The 22,353-nt window shown below is 64.9% G+C and carries 19 protein-coding genes and 1 pseudogene; 19 read left to right on the top strand and 1 reads right to left on the bottom strand.

The window, feature by feature from the left end; all coding sequences use genetic code 11:
• The first annotated feature begins 125 nt into the window (after nt 1-125).
• From ACR9YP_RS14935 to ACR9YP_RS15025, 19 genes and pseudogenes are all read left to right on the top strand, one after another.
• Nucleotides 126-1,151: an ABC transporter substrate-binding protein gene (locus tag ACR9YP_RS14935; RefSeq protein ID WP_474220265.1), complete on the top strand. Its 1,026-nt coding sequence runs from the start codon at nt 126-128 to the stop codon at nt 1,149-1,151.
• Nucleotides 1,152-1,180: 29 nt separating this feature from the next.
• Complete coding sequence (locus ACR9YP_RS14940; protein WP_438106106.1) at nt 1,181-1,885, top strand: NUDIX hydrolase; 705 nt, start codon at nt 1,181-1,183, stop codon at nt 1,883-1,885.
• Nucleotides 1,886-1,980: 95 nt separating this feature from the next.
• Entirely contained in the window at nt 1,981-3,303 is a 1,323-nt protein-coding gene (locus tag ACR9YP_RS14945) for an ABC transporter substrate-binding protein (RefSeq protein ID WP_474220267.1), read from the top strand.
• A gap of 15 nt (nt 3,304-3,318) precedes the next feature.
• Complete coding sequence (locus ACR9YP_RS14950) at nt 3,319-4,086, top strand: ABC transporter ATP-binding protein (RefSeq protein ID WP_128935945.1); 768 nt, start codon at nt 3,319-3,321, stop codon at nt 4,084-4,086.
• 3 nt (nt 4,087-4,089) lie between these two features.
• Complete coding sequence (locus ACR9YP_RS14955) at nt 4,090-4,794, top strand: ABC transporter ATP-binding protein (protein WP_438106109.1); 705 nt, start codon at nt 4,090-4,092, stop codon at nt 4,792-4,794.
• Between the two features lie 6 nt (nt 4,795-4,800).
• Nucleotides 4,801-5,682 (top strand): branched-chain amino acid ABC transporter permease, encoded by an 882-nt coding sequence (locus tag ACR9YP_RS14960; RefSeq protein ID WP_370987522.1) that lies wholly within the window; start codon nt 4,801-4,803, stop codon nt 5,680-5,682.
• Nucleotides 5,679-6,690, top strand: a pseudogene (locus ACR9YP_RS14965) (branched-chain amino acid ABC transporter permease). Before ACR9YP_RS14960 ends, ACR9YP_RS14965 begins: the two are co-directional and overlap by 4 nt.
• Nucleotides 6,659-7,588, top strand: a complete 930-nt coding sequence (locus ACR9YP_RS14970) for a polyphosphate kinase 2 family protein (RefSeq protein WP_474220270.1) — start codon at nt 6,659-6,661, stop codon at nt 7,586-7,588. The pseudogene ACR9YP_RS14965 and the gene ACR9YP_RS14970 overlap by 32 nt, the downstream one beginning before the upstream one ends.
• Entirely contained in the window at nt 7,585-8,622 is a 1,038-nt protein-coding gene (locus ACR9YP_RS14975) for a patatin-like phospholipase family protein (protein ID WP_474220272.1), read from the top strand. The genes ACR9YP_RS14970 and ACR9YP_RS14975 overlap by 4 nt, the downstream gene beginning before the upstream one ends.
• Nucleotides 8,623-9,623: 1,001 nt before the next feature.
• A complete protein-coding gene (locus ACR9YP_RS14980; protein WP_474220273.1) occupies nt 9,624-11,957 on the top strand; it encodes a mechanosensitive ion channel domain-containing protein in 2,334 nt (777 codons plus the stop codon).
• A gap of 101 nt (nt 11,958-12,058) precedes the next feature.
• Nucleotides 12,059-13,057 (top strand): Bug family tripartite tricarboxylate transporter substrate binding protein, encoded by a 999-nt coding sequence (locus ACR9YP_RS14985; RefSeq protein ID WP_474220274.1) that lies wholly within the window; start codon nt 12,059-12,061, stop codon nt 13,055-13,057.
• Between the two features lie 147 nt (nt 13,058-13,204).
• Entirely contained in the window at nt 13,205-14,857 is a 1,653-nt protein-coding gene (locus ACR9YP_RS14990; RefSeq protein WP_474220275.1) for an NAD-dependent malic enzyme, read from the top strand.
• Between the two features lie 238 nt (nt 14,858-15,095).
• Complete coding sequence (locus ACR9YP_RS14995; protein ID WP_091878929.1) at nt 15,096-15,488, top strand: BlaI/MecI/CopY family transcriptional regulator; 393 nt, start codon at nt 15,096-15,098, stop codon at nt 15,486-15,488.
• Nucleotides 15,485-18,004, top strand: coding sequence for a M56 family metallopeptidase (locus ACR9YP_RS15000; RefSeq protein WP_474220276.1), 2,520 nt, complete (start codon nt 15,485-15,487; stop codon nt 18,002-18,004). Before ACR9YP_RS14995 ends, ACR9YP_RS15000 begins: the two co-directional genes overlap by 4 nt.
• A gap of 170 nt (nt 18,005-18,174) precedes the next feature.
• On the top strand, nt 18,175-19,626 hold the full coding sequence (locus ACR9YP_RS15005; protein WP_474220277.1) for a DUF1800 domain-containing protein: 1,452 nt from the start codon (nt 18,175-18,177) through the stop codon (nt 19,624-19,626).
• Between the two features lie 2 nt (nt 19,627-19,628).
• Nucleotides 19,629-20,879 carry a DUF1501 domain-containing protein gene (locus ACR9YP_RS15010; RefSeq protein ID WP_474220279.1) on the top strand — a complete coding sequence of 417 codons (1,251 nt, stop codon included), beginning with the start codon at nt 19,629-19,631 and terminating at the stop codon, nt 20,877-20,879.
• A gap of 6 nt (nt 20,880-20,885) precedes the next feature.
• Nucleotides 20,886-21,050, top strand: a complete 165-nt coding sequence (locus ACR9YP_RS15015; protein ID WP_474220280.1) for a hypothetical protein — start codon at nt 20,886-20,888, stop codon at nt 21,048-21,050.
• A gap of 148 nt (nt 21,051-21,198) precedes the next feature.
• Nucleotides 21,199-21,729, top strand: a complete 531-nt coding sequence (locus tag ACR9YP_RS15020; protein ID WP_474220282.1) for a septal ring lytic transglycosylase RlpA family protein — start codon at nt 21,199-21,201, stop codon at nt 21,727-21,729.
• A 91-nt stretch (nt 21,730-21,820) separates the two neighbouring features.
• Nucleotides 21,821-21,976 (top strand): hypothetical protein, encoded by a 156-nt coding sequence (locus tag ACR9YP_RS15025; protein WP_474220283.1) that lies wholly within the window; start codon nt 21,821-21,823, stop codon nt 21,974-21,976.
• Nucleotides 21,977-22,045: 69 nt separating this feature from the next.
• Here ACR9YP_RS15025 and ACR9YP_RS15030 read toward each other — a convergent pair whose 3' ends face one another.
• Complete coding sequence (locus ACR9YP_RS15030; RefSeq protein WP_091878914.1) at nt 22,046-22,351, bottom strand: hypothetical protein; 306 nt, start codon at nt 22,349-22,351, stop codon at nt 22,046-22,048.
• Between the last annotated feature and the right edge of the window lie 2 nt (nt 22,352-22,353).

Genomic DNA, 22,353 nt, shown 5'->3' on the forward strand with positions numbered 1-22,353 from the left:
CATCGAGAATTGTTCTTGTTTGGGCATGCTATTGCGCCGAAAGGCCGATGGCCAGCCCACATAGGCGGTGCTTCTCAAGCCAGCCCCGCTGCTCTATGGTGCCGCCGGCCGAACGGAGGAAACCAATGAAGAACACGATTGCCAGGCTCGCCGGCGCGCTGCTCGCGCTGACGCTCACCACCTCGCTTGCCGCGGCGCAAAGCAAGGTCACCATCGCGGTCGGCGGCGGCTCTTGCCTGTGCTATCTGCCCACCGTGCTGGCCAAGCAGCTCGGCGAGTACGAGAAGGCCGGCGTCAATGTCGAGCTGGTCGACCTCAAGGGCGGCTCGGACGCGCTGAAGGCCGTGCTCGGCGGCAGCGCCGACGTGGTCTCCGGTTATTTCGACCATTGCGTCAATCTCGCTGCCAAGAAGCAGGAGCTTCAGGCCTTCGTGGTCTATGACCGCTATCCCGGCCTCGTTCTGGTGGTCGCGCCATCGCGCACCAACGACATCAAGTCGGTGAAGGACCTTGCCGGCAAGAAGGTCGGCGTGAGTGCGCCCGGCTCCTCGACCGACTTCTTCCTCAAATACATGCTCAAGAAGAACGGCCTCGATCCCGCCGGCACCGCCGTGATCGGCGTCGGCCTCGGCGCCACCGCGGTCGCCGCCATGGAGCAGGGCCAGATCGACGCGGCCGTGATGCTCGATCCTTCCGTCACCGTGCTGCAGGGCAGCCACAAGGATCTGCGCATCCTTTCGGACACCCGCACCCAGAAGGACACGCTCGAGACGTTCGGCGGCGAATATCCGGGCGGCGCGCTGTACTCGACGGCGGCCTGGGTCAACGGCCACGCGAAGGAGACGCAGGCGCTCACCAACGCGATCCTGGCGACGCTGACCTGGATCCACTCGCACTCGCCCGAGGAGATCATGGCGAAGATGCCGGAGGAGGCGGTCGGCAAGAACAAGGACCTCTATCTCGCCGCGCTGAAGAACACGATCCCGATGTTCTCCGAAACCGGCAAGATGGACCCGAAGGGCGCCGACGCCGTGCTTGCGGTGTTCAGCGTCGGTTCGCCCGAAGTGGCGAACGCCAAGATCGACGTCAGCAAGACCTTTACCAACAAATTCGTCGATCAGGCCAAGAAGACGACGGGGAATGTCAAATAGCTGACGCGAAGGCGAAGTAGTCAGGCGTCATGACGTCACCGGTCATTCATCGCGTTGCGACGCTTGATCTTGCGGTGCGGCCGATCGTGTGGCCGTTCGCGGAGGAGCGCCGCGCCGAGATCGCGGCGCATTTCGCCGAGAAGCAGCGCGAGCGGCCGAAGATCTGGAACGGCCGCGTCCTGCTCGGGCGCGATGCCGTGTTCACGGACGGCCATCTCGCCGCGACTTATTTCGAGACCGATTTCGCCAGCTTCCTCGCCTGGCGCGACTGGGGCTTTCCTGATCCGGCCGTGTTCAACGGCTTTGGCATGGGCGCGCTGCGCACCTCCGACGGCGCCTTCGTGATGGGCGAGATGGCGCACCACACCGCCAATGCCGGCCGCATCTATTTCCCGTCGGGAACGCCCGACCTCGACGACATCAGGGCTGGCGCCCTCGATATACCCGGCAGCGTCGTCCGCGAGATCGCGGAGGAGACCGGCCTCACCGTGGCCGACTATGCCGCGGAGGCAGACTGGCACTGCGTGGTCTCCGGCCGTGCGATTGCGATGATTCAGGTCCTCAACCTGGATATGCCGGGCGAGGTGGCCCGCGCCCGGATCGAAGCCAATCTGGCGCGCGAGGTCGAGCCCGAACTGTCGGCTATCCATCTCGTGCGCGGAATGAGCGATCTCACGCCGACCATGCCGCGATTTGTCACGGCCTTTATTGCGGAGCAGTTCGCCTCTCGCTGACGCGCGAGGCTTGACATCGCTTCGCTCACCCCATGTGATGGGCGAAAAAGCAAGATCAACAAGAATGCGATGCACAATCGTCCAGGGAGGTTTTGATGCGCCTGCGCATGGCTGCCCGTTTGGTACGTGGGCTGTTGGTCGCGATATCAGCGACGGGCTTGGCGGTGTCCGCCCAGGCCCAAGATCAAGCCAAAGAGAAAAAGATCAAGATCGGCGTCGTCTTTGATTTGACCGGACCTCTCGCGGGCGGCGGGTCCGAGCTGAACTATGTCGGCGCAAAGATCATCCTCGATCATTTCGCCAAGACCGGTGTCGAGGGTTACAAGATCGAGGCCGTCTACGCCGACGCGCAAAGCAAGCCTGACATCGCCATCAACGAATCCGTCCGCCTGCTCGAGCAGGAGAAGGTCGACATGGTGCTCGGCTTCTTCTCCTCGGCGCAATGCGTGCCGGTCGCGGCCCGTGTCGAGCAGCTCAAGAAATTCATGTGGATCACGACTTGCATCTCGTCGGCCGTGTTCAACGAGAAGGGCTACAAATATGTGTTCCGCCCGCAAGCGAGCGGCGACCAGTTCGGCATGATGACGATGGATTTCATCGCGCAGAACGCCAAGGAGAAGTTCGGCAAGGAGCCGAAGGACCTGCGCGTCGCCATCATCCACGAGGACGGCGCCTATGGCGTCGACGTCTCCAAGGGCAATGAGGCCGGTGCGAAGAAGGCCGGCTTCAATGTCGTGCTGAAGGAAGGTTACTCGGCGACCGCGCCTGATCTCTCCGCGCTGGTGACCAAGCTGAAGCGCGCCAAGCCCGATGTCATCTTCCACACCGGCTACAACCCCGACATCACGCTGCTGCTGCGCCAGGCCCGCGAGCAGGGATTGAAGTTCGGCGCGCTGATGGGACATGGCGCCGGCTACGGCGTCTACGAGAAGCTGAAGGAAGGCATGGGCGCAGACGCCGCCTACATCTTCAACGCCGATCCGATCTCGATCTGGCTCGCCAACCAGAAGACCATGGATCCGAAGCTGCCGCCCGTCATCAAGACGGTCGGCGAGGAGTTCGACAGGATCAAGCCGGGAGTCGCGATCCGCTCGGCCCATGTCGGCATCGGCGCGTCCAACACGTATTTATTCATGAGCGACGTGCTGCCGCGCGCGATCAAGAAGTATGGCGGTGTCGATCCCGACGCGCTGCGCAAGGCGGCGCTCGACACCGACATTCCCGAGGGCGGCACCATGCTCGGCTTCGGCGTGAAGTTCTACGGTGAGGGCACGCCGATGGCCGGGCAGAACGAACGCTCCTTTCCCGTCGTGATCCAGTACATCGACGACAAGTCCTCTGTGGTATGGCCCAAGAGCCAGGCGCAGCGCGAGGCGGTGCTGCCGCTGCCGAAAGGCACCACCTACAGCAACCAGTAGCGGCGGAGTGCTTCGGTGTTGGAAGTCAGCGGGCTGGTGAAGCGGTTTGGCGGCTTCACGGCCGTCAACAACGTCTCGTTCAGGGTCGACCAGGGCGAGATCCTCGGCCTGATCGGCCCCAACGGTTCGGGCAAGAGCACGATCTTCAACATGCTCTCCGGCACGCTGGTGCCGAGCTCCGGATCGATCCTGTTCGCCGGGCATGAGATCGCAGGTCTTGCGCCGCACCGGATCATCAACCGCGGCATCGGCCGCACCTTCCAGATTCCGCGGCCCTTCCGTCGCCTCACCATCTTCGAGAATGTCGCGCTCGCCGGCTTCTACGGCCAGGGCCGCCACAGTCGCGTCAAGGCCGAGGAAGCGGCCGAGCGGTCGCTGGCGATGGTCGGCCTGCCGACCGATCGCCATGCCAGTGTCGATGGCCTTGGCGCAGCCGGCTTGAAGAAGCTCGAGCTTGCGAAGGCGCTCGCCACCGCGCCGAAGCTGTTGCTGGCGGACGAAAGCCTCGGCGGCCTCGACGAGGCCGAGATGGATCAGGCCGCCGACATGCTGCGCAACATCCGCGACGAGCTCGGTATCACCATCATCTGGGTCGAGCACATCATGGGCGTGCTGATGCGCGTCGTCGATCGCGTCATGGTGCTCGATCACGGCGAGAAGATATCGGAGGGACTGCCCAGCGCGGTTGCCGGAGACCCACGGGTGATCGAGGTCTATCTCGGCACCGATGCCGAGACCACGCAGGCCGCGGCCGCCGAGGCGCGCCGCCGCGCGGGAGGTTAGCCGATGCTGGAGCTCCGCGGCGTCAATGCCGGCTATGGCACGTTCCAGGCGCTGTTCGATGTCAATCTCGACGTCAAGGCCGGCGAGGCCGTCGGCGTCATCGGGCCCAACGGCGCCGGCAAGACCACCTTGATGCGCATCATCTCCGGCCTGATCCGGCCGTCGCGCGGCTCGATCAAAATGGAAAGCATCGACGTCGTGGCGACGCCGGCGCACAAGATCGTCAGCCTCGGCATTGCGCATGTGCCGGAGAACCGCCGGTTGTTTCCGCAGCTTTCGGTCGACGACAATCTCAAGATGGGCGCCTTCATCAAGGAGGCGCGCGCCCACTATGCCGAGCGGCTCGACGTCGTGTTCGACCTGTTTCCGCGCCTGAAGGAGCGACGCCACCAGATGGCCGGCACCATGTCCGGCGGCGAGCAGCAGATGTGCGCGATCGGCCGCGCGATGATGTCCAATCCGAAACTCCTGCTGCTCGACGAGCCGTCGGCAGGCCTCGCGCCGGTCGTGGTGCAGCAGGTGTTCGAGCTGGTGAAGCGGATCCGCGCCAGCGGCCTGACCGTGCTGATCGTCGAGCAGAACGTGCAGCAGGTGCTGAAAGTGGTCGACCGAGCCTATCTGATCGAGGCGGGCACGATCCGCGCCTCCGGCACCTCGGCCGAGATGCTGGCGAGCGACACGGTCAAGGAAGCGTATCTCGGGGTGTGAGGGGGCATGCAGGCATTTCTGGACGTCTTCGATATTTATCTGCTGGAGGCCGTGATCAACGGCATCCTGCTCGGCGGCGTGCTGGCGTTGCTCGCGCTCGGCCTCAACCTGATCTTCGGCGTCATCGACGTGACCTGGATCTGCTATGCCGAGCTCGTGATGATCGGCATGTACGCCATGTATTTCATGGTGCAGTACTACGGGGTCAGCTATTTCATCGCCGCTCCCTTGACCGTCCTGCTGGTCGCGCTCCTCGGGGCGGCGCTGCACTACCTCGTGATCGCGCCGCTGCTCACGGCACCGCCGATCAATCAGTTGCTCGCGACCGGCGGTGTGCTGTTCGTGCTGCAGAGCTTTGCCACCGTCGCCTTCGGCATCGACTTCCGCAACCTCGGCATCCGCCTGCCGGTGCTCGCCTTCGGCGACATGAATTTCAGCTACGCACGGCTGCTGTCGTTCGTGGCGGCACTGGTCGGCATGGTCGCGGTCTATCTGTTCATGACGCGAACCTTCACCGGCACCGCGATCCGCGCCATCTCGCAGGACCGGCAGATCATGGCGCTGATGGGCGTCGACGCCAAGCGGATCTATCTCATCACGTCCGCACTCGGCGGTGCGCTGGCCGGGCTCGCGGCCTGCCTCCTGGTGCTGCAATATGACGTGCATCCCTTCGTCGGCCTCTCCTTCGGGCCGATCACCTTCCTGATCTGCGTGCTCGGCGGCTTAGGCAACTTCATCGGCGGCTTCATCGCCTCGTTCCTGTTCGCCGAGATCATCTCGCTCGGCGGCCTGTTCTCCGACCTGGAATGGGGCTATGTGCTCGCCTTCGCCTTCTTCATCGTCATGATGTTCATCCGGCCCGCGGGCCTCCTGGCGAGGCGCCGATGATGGGGCAGGGGCGGATTGCAGCTTGGGGGATAGGGCTGGCGGCGCTGGTCGCGCTGCCCTTCGTCTATCGCGATCCTTATCATCTGCACATCCTGGTACTGATCCTGATCTGGTCGTTCGCCTACACGTCCTGGTCGATGATGGGGCGGTTCGGCCTGGTCTCGCTCGGGCACGGCGGCTTCATGGGGATCGGCGCCTACGTCACCGCGCTCTTGTGGAATCACCTCGGCCTCTCGCCATGGATCGGCATTCCCGTCAGCATGATCGCGGCCGGGGCGCTGGCGCTGATCGTCGGCTATCCCTGCTTTCGTTTCCGCATCACCGGGCATTATTTCGTGCTCGTGACGCTGGCGCTGTCAGGCATCGTGCTCCAAGTCATCACCGCGACGCGCGACTATACCGGCGGCTCGCTCGGCTACACGCCGAACCGTGCGTCCGGCAACAAGCTGCTGGCGCTGCAATTCGACGACAAGACCACCTGGTATCTGATCGCACTTGCGATTTGGCTTTTCGGCATCGTGGTCTGGCACTGGGTCGACCGCAGCATGGCTCGCCATGCGCTGGAGGCGATCTCGGAGGACGAGGACGCCGCGGCCGCGGCCGGTGTCGACGTCACCGCCGAGAAGCTGAAGATCACGCTGCTCAGCGCGCTGATGACGGCGCTCGCCGGCGCGATCTACTGCCAGTACCAGATGTTCATCACGCCCGACACCGTCAGCGGCATCGCGGTGTCGCTGCAGATGGTGTTCGCGGCCATCGTCGGCGGCCTGTTCGTCTCGCTCGGCCCGACCGTCGGCGCCATCATCACCATCCTGCTCGCGGAGAGCTTGCGCATCGGCTTCGGCACCAAGGCGGTCGGCTGGGACAATCTCGTCTATGGCGTGCTGCTCGTGCTTTTCATCATATTTCTTCCCAAGGGCATTCTTGGTAGCGTGCTCGACAGATTGAAGCCGCAACGCAAGGTGTCCTCGAACTCATGAGCAAGAAGCCGTCCAAGTCGATCGCTGACCAGCTCGACCGTTACATCACGCCGTTCCGTTACGACGGATCCGGCAAGTTTCACCTCAAGGACCACAAGACCGACGAGAAGGGCGATCTCGACAAGGAGACGGCGCAGGAGATCCTCGATGCCAACAAGAAGCGGCTGATCGCGTTTCAGGAGAAGCTCTACGCGCAGGACCGCTGGTCGCTCCTGATCGTACTCCAGGCCATGGACGCCGGCGGCAAGGACAGTGCGATCAAAGCGATCTTCGAGGGCATCAATCCGCAGGGCTGCGAGGTCCGTGCCTTCAAGGCGCCGAACAGCAAGGAGCTCGACCACGACTTCCTCTGGCGCCACGTCGTCGCTCTGCCGGAGCGCGGCCATATCGGCATCTTCAACCGCTCCCATTACGAGGAATGCCTGGTGACGCGGGTGCATCCGGAGATCCTCGCCAAGGAGAAGCTGCCGGCAAAGCTCGTCACGAAGAACATCTGGAAGGAGCGGTTCGAGGACATCTCCGCCTTCGAGCGCTATCTCGGCCGCAACGGCACCGTGGTGCTGAAGTTCTTCCTCAACGTCTCCAGGGAGGAGCAGCGCCTGCGCTTCCTCGACCGGCTGGAAGAGCCGGCCAAGCAGTGGAAGTTCTCGATGGATGACATCAAGGAGCGCGCGCTGTGGCCGCGCTACCAGGCGGTCTATCAGGACATCGTCCGCCACACGTCGACACCTCATGCGCCGTGGTACGTCGTGCCCGCCGACCACAAATGGTTCGCGCGCGTCGTGATCGGCTCCGTGATCAATGCTGCGCTCGAAAAGCTGGACCTGCGCTTTCCGCGTGCCGACAGGGCCTCGCTGCAGGAATTCGAGCAAGTGCGCAAGGCGCTGGAGAAAGAGGGGACGGGAGGCAGGAAGCGGGCAAAGTGACAGCCAACGGGACCGCGAACCGCAAGAACGTCAACTTCGCGCTGCAGGGCGGCGGCGCGCACGGCGCCTTCGTCTGGGGCGTGCTCGATCAGGTGCTCGAGGATGGCAGGCTCGCGATCGAGGCGATCAGCGCCACCAGCGCCGGCGCGATGAATGCGGTGGCGATGGCCTCCGGCATGGCGAACGGAGGCGCGGAGGCGGCGCGGCAGAGCCTGCACGCATTCTGGTACGAAGTGTCGCGCATGGACTTGGCGTACGATTTGCTCTCGCCGCTGAACCAGTGGATCCAGGCCCTGAAGCTGCCGCCGGAATATCATCCGGTCCATGCCTTCATTCACACGCTGACGCACACGCTGCCGCCGAACCTGCTCAATCCCTTCAACTTCAATCCGCTCCGCGCGCTGCTGCAGCGCGTGATCGATTTCGACCGGCTCAATTCCTCGCCCAAGGCGCCGCAGCTGTTTCTCAACGCCACCAACGTCCGCACCGGCAAGATCAAGGTGTTCCAGAGTCCGTTTCTCAGCGCGGAAACCGTGCTCGCCTCGGCGTGCCTGCCGCCCTATTTTCAGGCCGTCGAGATCGACGGCGAGCATTATTGGGATGGCGGCTATCTCGGCAATCCCGCGATCTTTCCGCTGATCTACCGCAAGGGCAGTCACGACGTCATCATCGTGCAGGTCACGGCGATCCGGCGCGACGAGCTGCCGACCAGTGCGGCCGATGTGCTCCACCGCATCAACGAGATCAGCTTCAATTCGTCCTTGATGCGCGAGATGCGCGCGATCGCCTTCGCCACACGGTTGATCGACGACGGCGAACTCGACAGCGACAGGCATAGCCGCATGTACATGCACTGGATCGGCAACGACCAGCTGATGTCGCAGCTCGGTACGGCCACGCAATTCCATCCCGAATGGAGCCTGTTGTGCCGCCTGCGCGACGAGGGCCGCGAGGCGGCGCGAAGCTGGCTGGCGCGAAACTTCGACCGGGTCGGAAAGTCCTCGACGGTCGACCTGACAGACATGTTTCTCTAGGCGGCGCGAGCCGGCCATGGATAATAATTGCGAAAACAACCCCATGCACAGTAGCCGGGGATAGCGGAATCAATGGCTTGCCGGCCACGTCGTGCTTATGCGGATTTTACGAAATTGGTTTGACACGTCGGGCAAAACAGGCGCATAATGTGATCATGCCCCGTCCAGGGAACTCGCGCGTTCAAATGTGATCCTTCAGGTCATCGATCCTGCTTGACAGTTTTGTGTCTCGGGAGGAGCATTGCAAAGGTCGCAAACAAGCGACGCGCAACGTCCACCTCATGAGCAAGGGGAGGTCTATGACACCACCTCCGCAAATCCAGCCGCTAAGTGCGATGGAGCTCGTTCGGACTATCGCATAGCGGCGAAAACCGCGAACGGCACGCCGGGTCAAGGTTTAGCGGGCTGCATCAGTGAGGCAAAGCCCCTACCTTCCCGGCGCTGTAATTTGCATCACGTCGATCATTGGCTGGCCATGCCGAGGCCGCCACGACGAACGCATTAAAGTTCTGCCTTGTCCCTCCTCCCTCCTTGCCGTCATTCCGGGCCGACGCCCGGAATGACGCTGGGCTATCGCTCGTGGCACTTTAGGCGGCCTGCGCGCGCGCCTCGTCCTTCGAGACGCTTGCTCCGCAAGCTCCTCAGGATAAGGCTAAGCGGCAGCGGTGCTCGTTGAAACTGTTGCCGCGCATTCAGTCCACATCCTGAGGAGCCCGCATAAAGCGGGCGTCTCGAAGGATGGCCACAGGGAAACCGCCCTTAAAAGCAACTGCTCTGCGGAACGGCGGGAGCGCGCTCAGCGTTCTCAAGCCGTCTCGCTGCGCTGAGCTGAGCCTATGCCGTCTCCAATCCTGCATGGCCAAATGCCAAGAGAATGTCGCCTCAAAGGCCAACTTCCGACACAGGTCCGAGGCGAATAACGGTCATCCGACATGACGCATGTGCTTCGGTGGTGACGGTCCCGGCACCGCCAGCGCATTCATTTTTTTCAGGGAATCCGCGTGTCGCATAAGCTTGCCCCGGCGCTCCTCGCCGCTCTCTTCCTCGCGATCTCATCTCTCTGCGGCGCCCGCGCCGAGACGCCGGCCGCGAGCAGTGCGGCCGCGCTGTCGCCTGACGAGGCCAAGCGTGCGCTGGAGACGCTTCAGGACGACAGGAAGCGTGCGCAGATGATCGATACGCTGCGCGCGATCGCGAATGCGTCCGGTCAGCAGCAGCCTGCACCCGCCGCGCCCGAGCATAAATCGCCGATCCCGCTCTCGGCCGACGGTCTCGGTGCACAGCTCCTGCTCACGGTGTCGGAGGAGATCGGTGCGATCTCGAGCGAGATCGCCAGCATGGCGCGGACGCTCACGCATTTTCCGGCGTTCTATTACTGGATCATGCGGACCGCGAACGATCCCGCCGCCTACAATCTTCTGATCGAGATCGCCTGGAAGCTGGCGCTGGTGCTCGGTTGCGCCCTTGCGGCTGAATGGGTGATGTTCCGCCTGATCCGGCGTCCAGTCGCGTTCCTGGAAGAACGCGTGCCGCAGACCGCGCGCCTGCCGGCACAGGCGCTGCCGATTGCCGATCCGCCGTCATCGGTGGCCGATGTCACCCCTGCACCCGAACTGAACAAGCGCCACCACAGTCTGGCGCGGGTCTGGCAGGTTCTGCTGCGGCTGCCCTTCGTGCTGGGACGCCTCGTGCTCGAACTGCTGCCGGTGGTCGTCTTGGTGGGCATCGCCACGGCGCTGCTCGGGACCGAGATCGGCGAGCCCACGACAGTTCGCCTCGTGATCCTCGCTGTCATCAACGCCTATGCGTTCTCCCGCGGACTAATCTGCGTGATCCGGGCGCTGGCGGGACCGTTCGGCCTGTTTCCGGTTCGGGCCGAGACCGCAGCCTATATCGAGATCTGGGCGCGCCGCATCGTCGGCGTCGGTGTATCCGGCATCGCCTTTGCCAATGTGGCGCTGCTGCTCGGCCTGCATCGTGCCGGTTACGCTGCGCTGCTGCGCATGGTGATGCTGATCGTGCACCTCTTCATCGTCGTCATCATCTTGCAATGCCGCCGCCAGGTCGCCGAAGCCATCCGCGCGCCGGCCGATCGGCAGGGCATCGCGGCCCGTCTGCGCAACCGCATCGCCGGCGGCTGGCACTATCTTGCCATCGCGCTCGATCTCGCGCTGTGGGCCGTGTGGGCGCTCAACATCCGCAACGGCTATTCGCTGCTCTTGCAGTATTTCGTCGGGACGGTCGTGGTGGCACTGATCACCCGCGTCGCCATCATGCTGACGCTGAGCCTGATCGACCGCGGCTTCCGTATCAAGCCGGAGATCCTCCAGCGCTTTCCCGGTCTCGAGATCCGCGCCAACCGCTATCTGCCGCTGCTGCGCAAGATCGTATCTGGCGTGATCGCCTTCATCGGCTTCGTGGCGGTGCTAGAAGTCTGGGGCGTGGACGCGATCGTCTGGTTCTATGGCGGCCAGATCGGCAGCCGGCTGATCTCGGCCTTGGTGACGATCGGGCTCGCCGTGTTCATCGCGGCCGCGATCTGGGAAGCCAGCAACGCGCTGCTGGACCGCCAGATCAATGCGCTGTCCCGGGACGGCCATTATGCCCGCGCCGCTCGCTTACGCACCTTCCAACCGATGCTGCGGACGGCGCTGCTCTGCCTGATCGCCACCGTCGTCGGCCTCACCGCGCTGAGCGAGATCGGCGTCAATGTCGCCCCGCTGCTCGCGGGCGCCGGCATCGTCGGCATTGCCATCGGCTTCGGTTCGCAGAAGCTGGTGCAGGACCTCATCACGGGTCTGTTCCTGCTCCTGGAGAACACGGTGCAGGTCGGCGACAATGTCAGCGTCTCAGGGTTGTCAGGCGTGGTGGAGAACGTCTCGATCCGCACCATCCGCCTGCGCGCCGGCGATGGCGCCGTGCACATCGTGCCGTTCAGCGCGGTCACGACCATCACCAATGCCAGCCGCGGCGCCGGCAACGCCTCCGTCAGCGTCAACGTCGCCTACAAGGAAGACACCGATCGCGCCGGGCAGATCCTCAAGGACATCGTGGAGGAGATGCGCCGCGAGCCGGAATTCCGTGCATTGATCCGCGGTGACCTCGAGCTCTGGGGCATCGACAAGGTCGATGGCGCAATGGTGTCGATCGTCGGCCAGATCCGCTGCACCGAGGCCGGCCGCTGGCCGGTCCAGCGCGAATTCAACCGCCGCATGAAGCTGCGCTTCCAGCAGAGCGGCATCGAGGTCGCCTCCGCCACCCAGACCATCTTGATGCAGATCGCGCCACCAGCCGACGGCGCCGCGAATCCGACGCCAAGGCGGGCGGCCGGATAGCGGCTCGATCATCTTCCGACTTGCCTCCGCGCGCCCGACAGCGTTCACTCCGGCATCAGCCCGCTGACAATATGCGGGCGACAAAAGGGTGGGGGAGACCGATGCGGGGGCTGTGGGCCGGATTGCGCGGCGGCGCGATCATCGTATGCGCGTTGATTGGATGTGCGGCCTGGCCCGCGCCAGGTAGCGCCCAGCCGTTTCCGTCGCGTCCCATCACCCTCGTAGTGCCATTCGCGGCGGGCGGTCCGACCGATACGCTGGCGCGGATCCTGTCGGAGCGCATCGCCGCTGAACTGCACACGACGATCGTGATCGAGAACGTTGCCGGCGCCTCCGGCAGCATTGCCGGTACCCGCGTTGCCCGCGCGGCACCCGACGGCACCACGATCACCATCGGCCATTGGGGCACGCATGTGCTGAACGGCGAGATCCTCAAGCTGCCCTACGACGTGGTTGGCGACTTCGAGCCGGTCGCGATGATCGCGATGGGAACGCAACTCATTGTCGGCAGGAAGTCGCTCGAGGCGAACAATCTCAAGGAGCTGATCGCGTGGCTGAAGGCCAATCCCGGCAAGGCCGCCGCGGGGACCGCCGGTGCGGGCACGGGCGCCCATGTCGCCGGCGTCTTCTTCAAGGGCAAGACCGGCACCGACTTCCAGTTCGTGCCCTATCGTGGCGCCGGGCCTGCCATGATCGATCTCGTCGCCGGGCAGATCGACATCATGTTCGACCAGGCGTCGAATTCGCTGGCGCATGTCAAGAGCGGTGCGATCAAGGCGTTCGCTGTGACCTCACCGACAAGGCTCGCCTCAGCCCCTGACATCCCGACTGTCGACGAGGCGGGCCTGCCCGGGCTCTATATTTCCTACTGGCACGGCATCTGGGCACCGAAGGCCACGCCGAAGGAAATCGTCACCAAGCTCAATGCGGCCATCGTCACCGTGCTTGCCGACCCCTCCGTCAAGCAGCGCTTTGCCGAACTGGGGCAGGAGATTCCGCCACTGGCGCAGCAGACGCCCGCAGCGCTCGCGGCCTTCCAGAAGGCCGAGACCGAGAAATGGTGGCCGGTCGTGAAGGCCGCGGACATCAAGGTTGAGTAGATTTGAAGCGTTAACTTCTGCTGTTTTTGCGACAATCTCGCTGCGGTGCGAGATCACAATCGATGCCTCAGTCCCAACGTCCTTGATCTCCGGGGAGCGCTGGCCGACAATGACCGCGGTTCAATAAGAAACTCCTTGGGGGAATTCGTGAATAGACCTGCCCGTGTCGCTGCCCAAGCGACATCATCCGATCAATCGCAAGGCATGACGCTGCTGCGCGATCCTCTGCTCAATAAGGGCACCGCCTTCACGGAATCCGAGCGCGAGGCGCTGGGCCTGCGCGGCCTGCTGCCGCCATGCGTGCTGACGATGGAGACGCAAGCTCAGCGCGTGCTGACCAATCTGCGCACGCTGCCGACGGATCTGGAAAAATACGTCGCGCTGAATGCGCTGCATGACCGCAACGAAGCCCTGTTCTTCCGTGTCGTCGTCGACAATATCGACGAGATCCAGCCGATCATCTACACCCCGACTGTCGGGCTCGCCTGCCAGAAATACGGCCTGATCTTCCAGCGGCCGCGCGGCATGTTCATCTCCTCGCGCGATCGCGGCCAGATCGCCGAGATCCTGAAGAACTGGCCGTATCCGGCCAGGCTGATCGTCGTCACCGACGGCGAACGCATCCTCGGCCTTGGCGATCTCGGCGCCAACGGCATGGGGATTCCGGTCGGCAAGCTCTCGCTCTATTCGGCCTGCGCCGGCGTGCATCCCGAACTGTGCCTGCCGATCGTGCTCGACGTTGGCACCAACAACGAAGAGCTCTTGAACGACCCCTATTATCTCGGCCTGCGCGAGCGACGGCTGACCGGCGAGGCCTATGACAGCTTCGTCGACGAATTCATGCAGGCCGCGCGCAAGACCTTTCCGGGCGTCCTGATCCAATTCGAGGATTTCGCCAACCATTCGGCGTTCAAGCTGCTGCACAAATATCGGGATGAGGCCTGCGTCTTCAACGACGACATCCAGGGCACCGCGGCGGTGGCGCTCGCCGGCCTGTTCTCGGCTCTGCGCGTCTCCGGCGGCAAGCTCAGGGATCAGCGCATCCTGTTCCTCGGCGCGGGCGAGGCGGCGACCGGCATCGCCGATCTCGTGGTCTCCGCCATGATGGCGGAGGGGCTGGCGGAGGCCGAAGCGCTGCGGCGCAACTGGCTGGTGGATTCCCGCGGCCTCGTCGTCGGCGGCCGCGATGGCCTGTCCGGCCACAAGCTGCGCTATGCCCATGCCGACCAGGCGCCGATCGCCGATTTCCTCACCGCGATCAAGACGCTGAAACCGACGGCGATCATCGGCGTTGCCGCGGTCGGCGGCGCCTTCACGCCCGAGGTGCTCAAGGCGATGGCCGAGCTCAACGAGCAGCCGATCGTATTCGCGCTCTCCAATCCGACCTCGAAGGCCGAGTGCTCGGCGGAGGATGCCTACCGCTACACCGAGGGCCGCGCGCTGTTCGCCTGCGGCAGTCCGTATGATCCGGTGACGCTCAGCGGCCGCACCTTCGTGCCGCGCCAGGGCAACAATTCCTACATCTTCCCCGGCGTCGGCCTCGGCGTCATTGCCAGCGGCTCGCGGCTGGTGACCGACGAGATGTTCATGGCGGCGGCCCACACGCTCGCCGATTGCGTCGGCAAGGAGGACCTCGCGCAGGGTAGCCTCTATCCGGCGCTGCCACGCATCCGCGAGGTCTCGGTCCGCATCGCCGCCGCCGTCGCAGACGTCGCCTTTCAGCGCGGCCTCGCCGACGGACCGGCGCCCAACGATGTGAGGGCCCTGGTCCAGTCGCAGATGTACGAGCCGCATTACTGAGGTCGCTGCGCGCCTAGAGCGGCGCGGTTGTTGCGCTGACGTCTCAACATCGTCATGGCCGGGCTTGTCCCGGCCATCCACGTGTTGCCCCGCAGAACGAAGAACGTGGATGCCCGGGACAAGCCCGGGCATGACGGTCCAGCGATACCATTTCAGGTGGAATCGCCGTTGCGCGGCGCGGCCGCATATGCGACGATCTGTAGCGTTACAAGAAAACTCTATCCGCAAGGTAGGTGCCATGGACGATCGTTTGCCCGAACTGGGCGACCTCGAGCGCGAGGTCATGCAATTGGTTTGGGCCCATGGTCCCGTCACGGCCGAAATCGTGCGTGAGCGTCTGTCGCGGCGTCTGAAGGAATCCACGGTTCGCACGGTGCTGCGCCGGCTGGAAGAAAAGGGCTATGCCAACCACACCGTGGACGGCCGCACCTACGTCTACCACGCCGCCGAACCACGCGCGCGTGTGGCGGCCAAGGCGGTGCAGCGCATCGTCGACTGGTTCTGCAACGGTTCAATTGAAGAAGTTCTCGTCGGCATGGTGGACAACAAGATGCTCGACCAGCAGCAGCTGCGCACGCTGGCCGACCAGGTGGCCAAGGCGAAGAAGGCGAGGGGAGTGAAGAAAGAATGATCGCAACTCTGGCTGAGGCGGCGCTGCGCTCCTTCGTGCTGGGAGGCGTCGTCTGGTTCGGTCTCAACCTGTTTCGCGTGCGCAATCCGCACGTCCACATGACGGCGTGGGTCGTCGTGCTGCTGGCGTCGCTGGCGATGCCCTTCGTGATGCATTGGCCGACGCTCACGATCACCCGGCCGCCTGTGCCGATGCCGGCGCCGGACGATTTTCTGCCGGCTGACCTTTCGATGCTGGAGCTGCCGCAGCCGTCGCTGCCGGTCGCATCAGGCGCGGCGATCGTTCCGCCGGCCGGAAGCGGGCTCTCGATCAATTGGTGGCTGGTGGCCACCATCATCTATGCCGGCGTCACCGCTTGCCTGCTGTTGCGGCTGATGATCGGCCTCTGCCTGACCTGGCGCATGGCACGGGCGGCGGCGCCGATGAAGGGTACGGAGCTGATCGCTGCCGACGTCCGCATCAGCCGTGACGTCGGCGGTCCCGTCACCTTCGGCTCGACCATTCTGGTGCCGCCGCAATTCGCCGGCTGGGATGCGAAGAAGCGCCTCGCCGTGCTCGCGCATGAAGGCGCGCATGTCGCCAATCGCGATTTCTACGTCCTGTTGCTGGCCTCGCTCAATCGCGCGGTGTTCTGGTTCAGCCCGTTCTCATGGTGGCAGCTTGCGCGTCTCGCCGAGCTCGCCGAGATCATCAGCGACGCCCGGGCGATCGAGGTGATCGACGACCGGCTATCCTATGCGGAGATCCTGCTCGATTTTGCCAGCACCGTAAGACCGCGCTCGGTCGAGCTCGCGATGGCGCGGGCCTCGACGGTGCGCGCCCGCGTCGAGCGCATCATCGCGGCCGCCGCGATGCCGGTGGCTGTCGGCTGGCGCAAGCGATTGTGGATCGCGGCCGCGATCGTCCCCGCCGTGATCGTGTCCGCCGGCATGATCGCCTATCGCACGCCGGACGTCGCGCCGGTCAGCGCCGATCTCGGCGATGTCCCGGCCCAGCATTACCGCCCCTTCGTCAATTTCTACGCCATGGGCCCAGCCTCGGTCTTCGCCATCTTCCGCGAGGGCGACGAGCTCTACGGCCAGCTCACCGGGCAGCGCAGATTGCGTCTGACGATCGGCGGTGATGGCACGGCGTCGTACCCGGCTTCATCCGGCGAGATCACGTTCCCGATCGACGCGGAGCGTCGTTCCTCAGAACTGATGCTGCGCATGAACGGTCGCGACGTGCGCGCGCTTCGCGTCGCGGAGATGCCGGCGGCGGCAACTGGACCCGCGCCGCTCGATCAATATGTCGGCTGGTACAGGGTTGCACCGAACCGCGTTCTCACCGTGCGCCGCGACGGCGATCGGCTTCAGGTGCAGGAAACCGTGCAGGGCCGGGCGGCACTTCTCGCGGAAGGCGCCGATGTCTTCTCGATCCATGGCGACAACCTGCTGATCTTCCTACGCGACGAACAAGCCAGGGTCTCGCGCGTGCTGGTCCAGAATGCGGTGTTTGGTGCCCGTCTCGCGCCGCGGATCGATGCGGCCGTGGCGCAAGCGATCGAGGCCGACTTCGCGCGCCGTGTTGCGGAGGTGCCGGACCGTTTCCGCGAGCAGGTCCCCGTTGCAGGCGGCAAGGAGATGATCCTGCGCGGGATCGAGGACTTACGCCGCGGCACGCCGAACTATGATCGCATGAGCGCGCCGCTGGCTGCGAAGATCCACCGTCAGCTCAATGAGACGCAGGCGACGTTCGTGGCGCTCGGCGCCCTCGAGTCGATCTTCTTCCGCGGCGTCGGCCCCGGCGGCTACGACATCTATGGCGCGAAATTCGAGAACGGCTCGGCGGAATTCCGCCTGCTGCTCGAGCCCGACGGCAGGGTCGGCGACGTGCTGTTCCGGGCCGACGGCAATGACGAGCTCGGCGGTATCGTCTCCTGCGCGGAAGAGGCGAGCGTGCGCGGACGCGCCGGCACCTCGCCGATCAGGATCATGGTCTATAACGAGATGGGCGAGGATATCCAGATCTCCAATCTCGACGCCGACGGCAATCGCAGGACGCAGAGCGTGGTCAGGCCCAATATGTCCTGGGCTTCCACGACCACTGTGAACAATCCCTGGGTGATTGCCGACAAGTCCGGACGATGCCTCGAGATCCTGGTGCCGGGCCGGCAGACGCGCTTCCACAATGTCGAAGCGATGAGCCTCGGTGCGCGTCCGGGGCGCGCTGCGCGCCGCGCCGTTCCGATTGCCAATGGCGAGGAGATGCTGCGCCGCTACATCGAGGGCGTCGGCAAGGGGCAGCCAGACTACGACCGCATGACGTCGGAGGTGGCCGACATCACGCGTCAACAGCTTCCGTTCGATCAGGCGATCCTGGCGCGGCTCGGCGCGCTGCGTGCGGTCTCCTTCCGCGGCGTCACAGCGCTCGACAGCGACATCTATGTCGCCCAGTTCGCCAATGGGTCGGCGGAATGGCGCATCGGCGTCAGGAACGGCACGATCACCAAGATCGCGTTGGGGCCGAATTTCTAGAGACGACAGGAGCTGCCGGTCTGGCAGACCGGCAGCTCCCGATCAAATGACGGCGAGCGTTCAATCTCGGCTTGCGGCCCTCTGCCGTGAATGCTACGATTTGTAGCATTACAAGCCGTAGCCTCGCGCCATGCGCTATAGCGCAGGCTCGAAAGAATTGGGCGTCCGCCATGAGCAATTCTGTAAAGGCAGAGGTCGTTCTGGCGCTCCATCGCTTCGGGATGGGGCCGCGGCCGGGATCGATCGCCGCCGTCGGCACCGACCCGCGCGGTGCGCTGATCGCCGAGCTCGAGCGGCCGCTGGTGCTGAGCGCGGCGGCCAGCCTTCCCACAAGCGCAAAGGCCTATCGCACCGTCGCCGATGCCAATGCGCGGCGAACCGCGCGTGCCAAGCAGGCGCAGCAGCAGGCCAAGAAGCAGCAGATGGCTGCGACGCCTGTCATGTCCGAAGATCAAGCACAGGGACAGCGCCAGGAGAAAGACGCCGCCGAGATGGCGGCGAAGCAGGCGGCCGACGCCATTCCCGATCCGGGCCGTCCGATCTATTTGCAGGAAGCCAAGCTGCGCACGGAAGCTGCGCTTGCCGCCGACATCGGCTTTGCCGAGCGGCTGGTGTGGTTCTGGTCCAACCACTTCTGCGTCTCGGCCAACCGGATCCAGAGCATGTCCGGGGCCTATGAACGCGAAGCCGTTCGCGCGCACGCGCTCGGCCGTTTCGTCGACCTGCTTCAGGCCGTCGAAGGTCATCCGGCAATGTTGTTCTATCTCGACAATCTGGAATCGATGGGCGCCAACTCGACGGCCGGCATCAACCGCAGCCGTGGCCTCAATGAGAATTTTGCGCGCGAGATCATGGAGCTGCATACGCTCGGCGTGCGCACCGGCTATACGCAAGAGGACGTCATCAGCTTCGCCAACGTGCTGACCGGCTGGACGCTGGTGCCGCCGGGCGCCGACCCCCAGCATGGCGGCGAGTTCACCTTCAATCCACGCCTGCACGAGCCCGGCGGCCAGACCGTGCTCGGCAAGCGCTATGAGCAGGACGACGCCGAGCAGGGCCGCGCCGTGCTGCGCGATCTCGCTGCGCATCCGGCAACCGCAACCCATGTCGCGACCAAGTTCGCACGGCATTTCGTCGCCGACGAGCCGCCGCCGGCACTCGTCGAGCTGATGGCGAAAACCTTCCGCGACTCCGAGGGCGACCTCAAGCAGGTCGCGATCGCGATGGTGTCGTCGGACGAGGCGTGGCGCGGGCCGCCGTCAAAACTGAAACGTCCCGGCGAATGGGTGATCGGCATGGTGCGCGCGACCGGCATCACGGTCGTCGATCCGGTGCGCTTCACCGGTGGCCAGGAGCTGATCGGCGAGGCGTTGTGGCGTCCGCCGGCGCCAAAAGGCTATCCGGACGACGAGGCAAGCTGGATCGACGGCGTCGGCCGGCGGCTCGACGTCGCCAACAATTTCGCCGAGCGCATCACCGGCATGGCCGATCCGCAAGCCATCATCGAGGACGTCTTCGCATCGCAGATCGCGCCCGAGGTGAAGCAGGCGGTTGGGCGCGCCGAGAGCCGGCAGCAGGCGCTGGCGCTCTTGTTCATGTCGGCGGACTTTCAGAGGAGGTGAGCATGGGCTTTGTCGATCATTTGCCCACGCGGCGCGAGCTTCTGGTCGGCTCCGGTGCGCTGTTCGCATGGAGCCAGATGCCGCTGATTGCGCGCGCCGAAGGACGCGATCCGCGCCTGCTCGTCATCGTCCTGCGCGGCGCGCTTGATGGCCTCGGTGCCGTCGCGCCGGTCGGCGATCCCGATTGGACCTCCTTGCGCGGCGATCGCGCACTGGTGCTGGACGGCAAGCCGCCGGCGCTGCCGCTCGATTCGTTCTTCGCGCTCAATCCGGCGATGCCGAACCTGCACCGGCTCTATCGAAGCGGCAAGGCCGCGATCGTCCATGCCGCTGCGACGCCCTATCGCGAGCGTTCGCATTTCGACGGCCAGGACGTGCTGGAGAGCGGGCTCGTCAAGCCCGGCATGACCAGCTCGGGATGGCTCAACCGCGCGCTGCTCGCACTGGAGTCAGGCGGCCGCGTCGATCCGCGCGGCAGCCGCGCGCTCGGCATTGGCTCCGTCACCCCGCTCGTCGTGCGCGGCTCAGCGCCCGTCATGACATGGGTGCCACAGAAGCTGCTGCCGGCGAGCGAGGATACGCAGAACCGCCTGCTCGATCTCTATCAGCACACCGATCCGAAGCTCGCGACCGTGCTCCAGGCGCGGATGAAGCTCGCTTCACTCGGCGGCGCGCCTGGCGCGGGCGATCCGATGTCGGATGATCCGACGCTGGCGCCTCCGGGCATCGCGCGGGTGCGCGCCTACTTCGCCGAAGCCGCCGGCACCGCCGCGCGCTATCTCGCCAAGCCCGACGGCCCGCGTGTCGGCGCCATGGGCTTCGTCGGCTGGGACACGCATATTGCCGAAGGCGCGGCCTCGGGTCAGCTCTACAATCTGCTCGGCGCACTCGACGGCGCGTTCGCGGCGATTGAGAGCAACATGGGTGAGGCGTGGCGAGAGACGGTCGTCGCCGTCGTCACCGAGTTCGGGCGCACAGCCCAGATCAACGGCACGCAGGGGACGGACCACGGCACCGGCACGGTCGCCTTCCTGATCGGCGGCGCGCTCGCCGGTGGCCGCGTGATCGCGGACTGGCCGGGGCTGAAGCCGGCGCAGCTGTTCGAGGATCGCGACCTCAAGCCGACAACGGATCTGCGCGCCGTGCTGAAGGGCCTGCTGAGGGATCACCTGCGCCTCGAGGAGAAGGTTCTCGCCGAGACGGTCTTCCCCGGCAGTGCCGACGTCAAGCCGATGGGAGGCCTTGTGGCCTGAAGCGCGATGTGCACGCTGACGCAATTGGAACTCGACTTTATCGCCGGCCTGAAAACTGGCTGGCGGCGGCTCTATCGGCGTGAGCTGATGCGACTCCTGCAAGGCGACGCCGAGCATGGCGAGGTTCAGCTGGAGGCGCGCCCAATCGGCTGGCGCGTCGTATCGGGCTGAACCGCGAGCCTGTCCCGATTCAGGACAGGCACTGTGGTGGAATCGTCACAGCTGGCGTGAAACGGCCGCGGCCCCAGGCCCGCTTTTGTTCCGACAAGGTTCTGCCCTCATTCCCCACCGAAAATCCGGCCGTTCGGAGGGGCGTACCATGTCTCGCATCACACGTGCCGAAACTGCCCGGATTTCCCTCGCAATCTCGTGCCGCCGGCCGGCCCGGCTGCTGCTTACCATTGCCGGCGCCGCCTCGCTCGCCGCTTGTGCGCAATCGCCGGTCGGCCGCCAGAAGGCCGATCTCGCCGGCACCGGCCGGCAGGCCGCGGTGGAGCGCCCGCACCGGGTGGCGGCGCTGCATCCACGGCCGATCAGCAGGTCGCGCGCCTCTAGCGGTGACGCAAAACAGACAGCTTCGCGCGGCGTTGCCAGCTTCTACTCGGACACGGAGACCGCGAGCGGCGAGAAGTTCGACAAGAACGAATTGACCGCGGCCCATCCCACCCTGCCGTTCGGCACCAAGCTGCGCGTCACCGATACCTCGTCCGGGCGCTTTGTGACCGTCAGGATCAATGATCGCGGGCCCTATGTTCGCGGGCGCGTGGTCGATATCTCGCCTTCCGCGGCCGAGGCGCTCGGCATGGTCGACAAGGGCATCACCAATGTCCGGCTCGACGTCGTGCGATGAGTCTCAAGCCCATCGCAGCGCTTAACCGGCTGTTAGCTGCTCTGTCGCACCATGGTCGTCCAGCAATTCGGGGCTTTGGGGGAGGCGGCGCTTGAACACGATCCAGTATCTCGAAGATCAGGCCGCGCGCGCCGAGCGGCTGGCCAAACGGATCACAGATACGCTGACGATCGAAAAGCTGCTGAGCTTCGCCGGCGAGCGCCGCCGCGAGATCGAGGTCATCGCCGGCAAGCACCGGCGCGCCTAACTCTGGCGAACCACGCGCTAAGCGCATCCGCCCTTGCTTCCCTATCTGCGCAATTGAGACAACGCCCGCTCAGCGGTGGCTCTCGACGAAGTCGCTGAGATAATCGGGCAGCTCTATGCCGTAGATCTCGCAGCGCGCACGAATCTCGCCGGCGACGTCGGTCGAGATGTCCTTCATCCAATGCTCAAGCGTATTGAACGAAATCACCTTGATCGGGTCGTTGAAGCATCCGGCGACAAGCTCGCCGATGGTGGCTTCGAGATCGCTGCGCTCGATGCGGATTTCGGTCGCCTCGTCGCGGCGATCGATCACCACGAAGAGGGTCTCGTCTGCGCCGTAGGGTACGATCGGTGATGATACGTCGGCGTCAAACATCT

This window comes from Bradyrhizobium sp. BR14999 (assembly GCF_056106085.1).

Excerpts from the sequence above, each read along its gene's own strand:
- ACR9YP_RS14935 (WP_474220265.1), top strand. The coding sequence starts at position 126 with ATGAAGAACACGATTGCCAGGCTCGCCGGCGCGCTGCTCGCGCTGACG.
- ACR9YP_RS14940 (WP_438106106.1), top strand. The coding sequence starts at position 1,181 with ATGACGTCACCGGTCATTCATCGCGTTGCGACGCTTGATCTTGCGGTG.
- ACR9YP_RS14945 (WP_474220267.1), top strand. The coding sequence starts at position 1,981 with ATGCGCCTGCGCATGGCTGCCCGTTTGGTACGTGGGCTGTTGGTCGCG.
- ACR9YP_RS14955 (WP_438106109.1), top strand. The coding sequence starts at position 4,090 with ATGCTGGAGCTCCGCGGCGTCAATGCCGGCTATGGCACGTTCCAGGCG.
- ACR9YP_RS14960 (WP_370987522.1), top strand. The coding sequence starts at position 4,801 with ATGCAGGCATTTCTGGACGTCTTCGATATTTATCTGCTGGAGGCCGTG.
- ACR9YP_RS14970 (WP_474220270.1), top strand. The coding sequence starts at position 6,659 with ATGAGCAAGAAGCCGTCCAAGTCGATCGCTGACCAGCTCGACCGTTAC.
- ACR9YP_RS14985 (WP_474220274.1), top strand. The coding sequence starts at position 12,059 with ATGCGGGGGCTGTGGGCCGGATTGCGCGGCGGCGCGATCATCGTATGC.
- ACR9YP_RS14995 (WP_091878929.1), top strand. The coding sequence starts at position 15,096 with ATGGACGATCGTTTGCCCGAACTGGGCGACCTCGAGCGCGAGGTCATG.
- ACR9YP_RS15000 (WP_474220276.1), top strand. The coding sequence starts at position 15,485 with ATGATCGCAACTCTGGCTGAGGCGGCGCTGCGCTCCTTCGTGCTGGGA.
- ACR9YP_RS15005 (WP_474220277.1), top strand. The coding sequence starts at position 18,175 with ATGAGCAATTCTGTAAAGGCAGAGGTCGTTCTGGCGCTCCATCGCTTC.
- ACR9YP_RS15010 (WP_474220279.1), top strand. The coding sequence starts at position 19,629 with ATGGGCTTTGTCGATCATTTGCCCACGCGGCGCGAGCTTCTGGTCGGC.
- ACR9YP_RS15015 (WP_474220280.1), top strand. The coding sequence starts at position 20,886 with ATGTGCACGCTGACGCAATTGGAACTCGACTTTATCGCCGGCCTGAAA.
- ACR9YP_RS15020 (WP_474220282.1), top strand. The coding sequence starts at position 21,199 with ATGTCTCGCATCACACGTGCCGAAACTGCCCGGATTTCCCTCGCAATC.
- ACR9YP_RS15030 (WP_091878914.1), bottom strand. The coding sequence starts at position 22,351 with ATGTTTGACGCCGACGTATCATCACCGATCGTACCCTACGGCGCAGAC.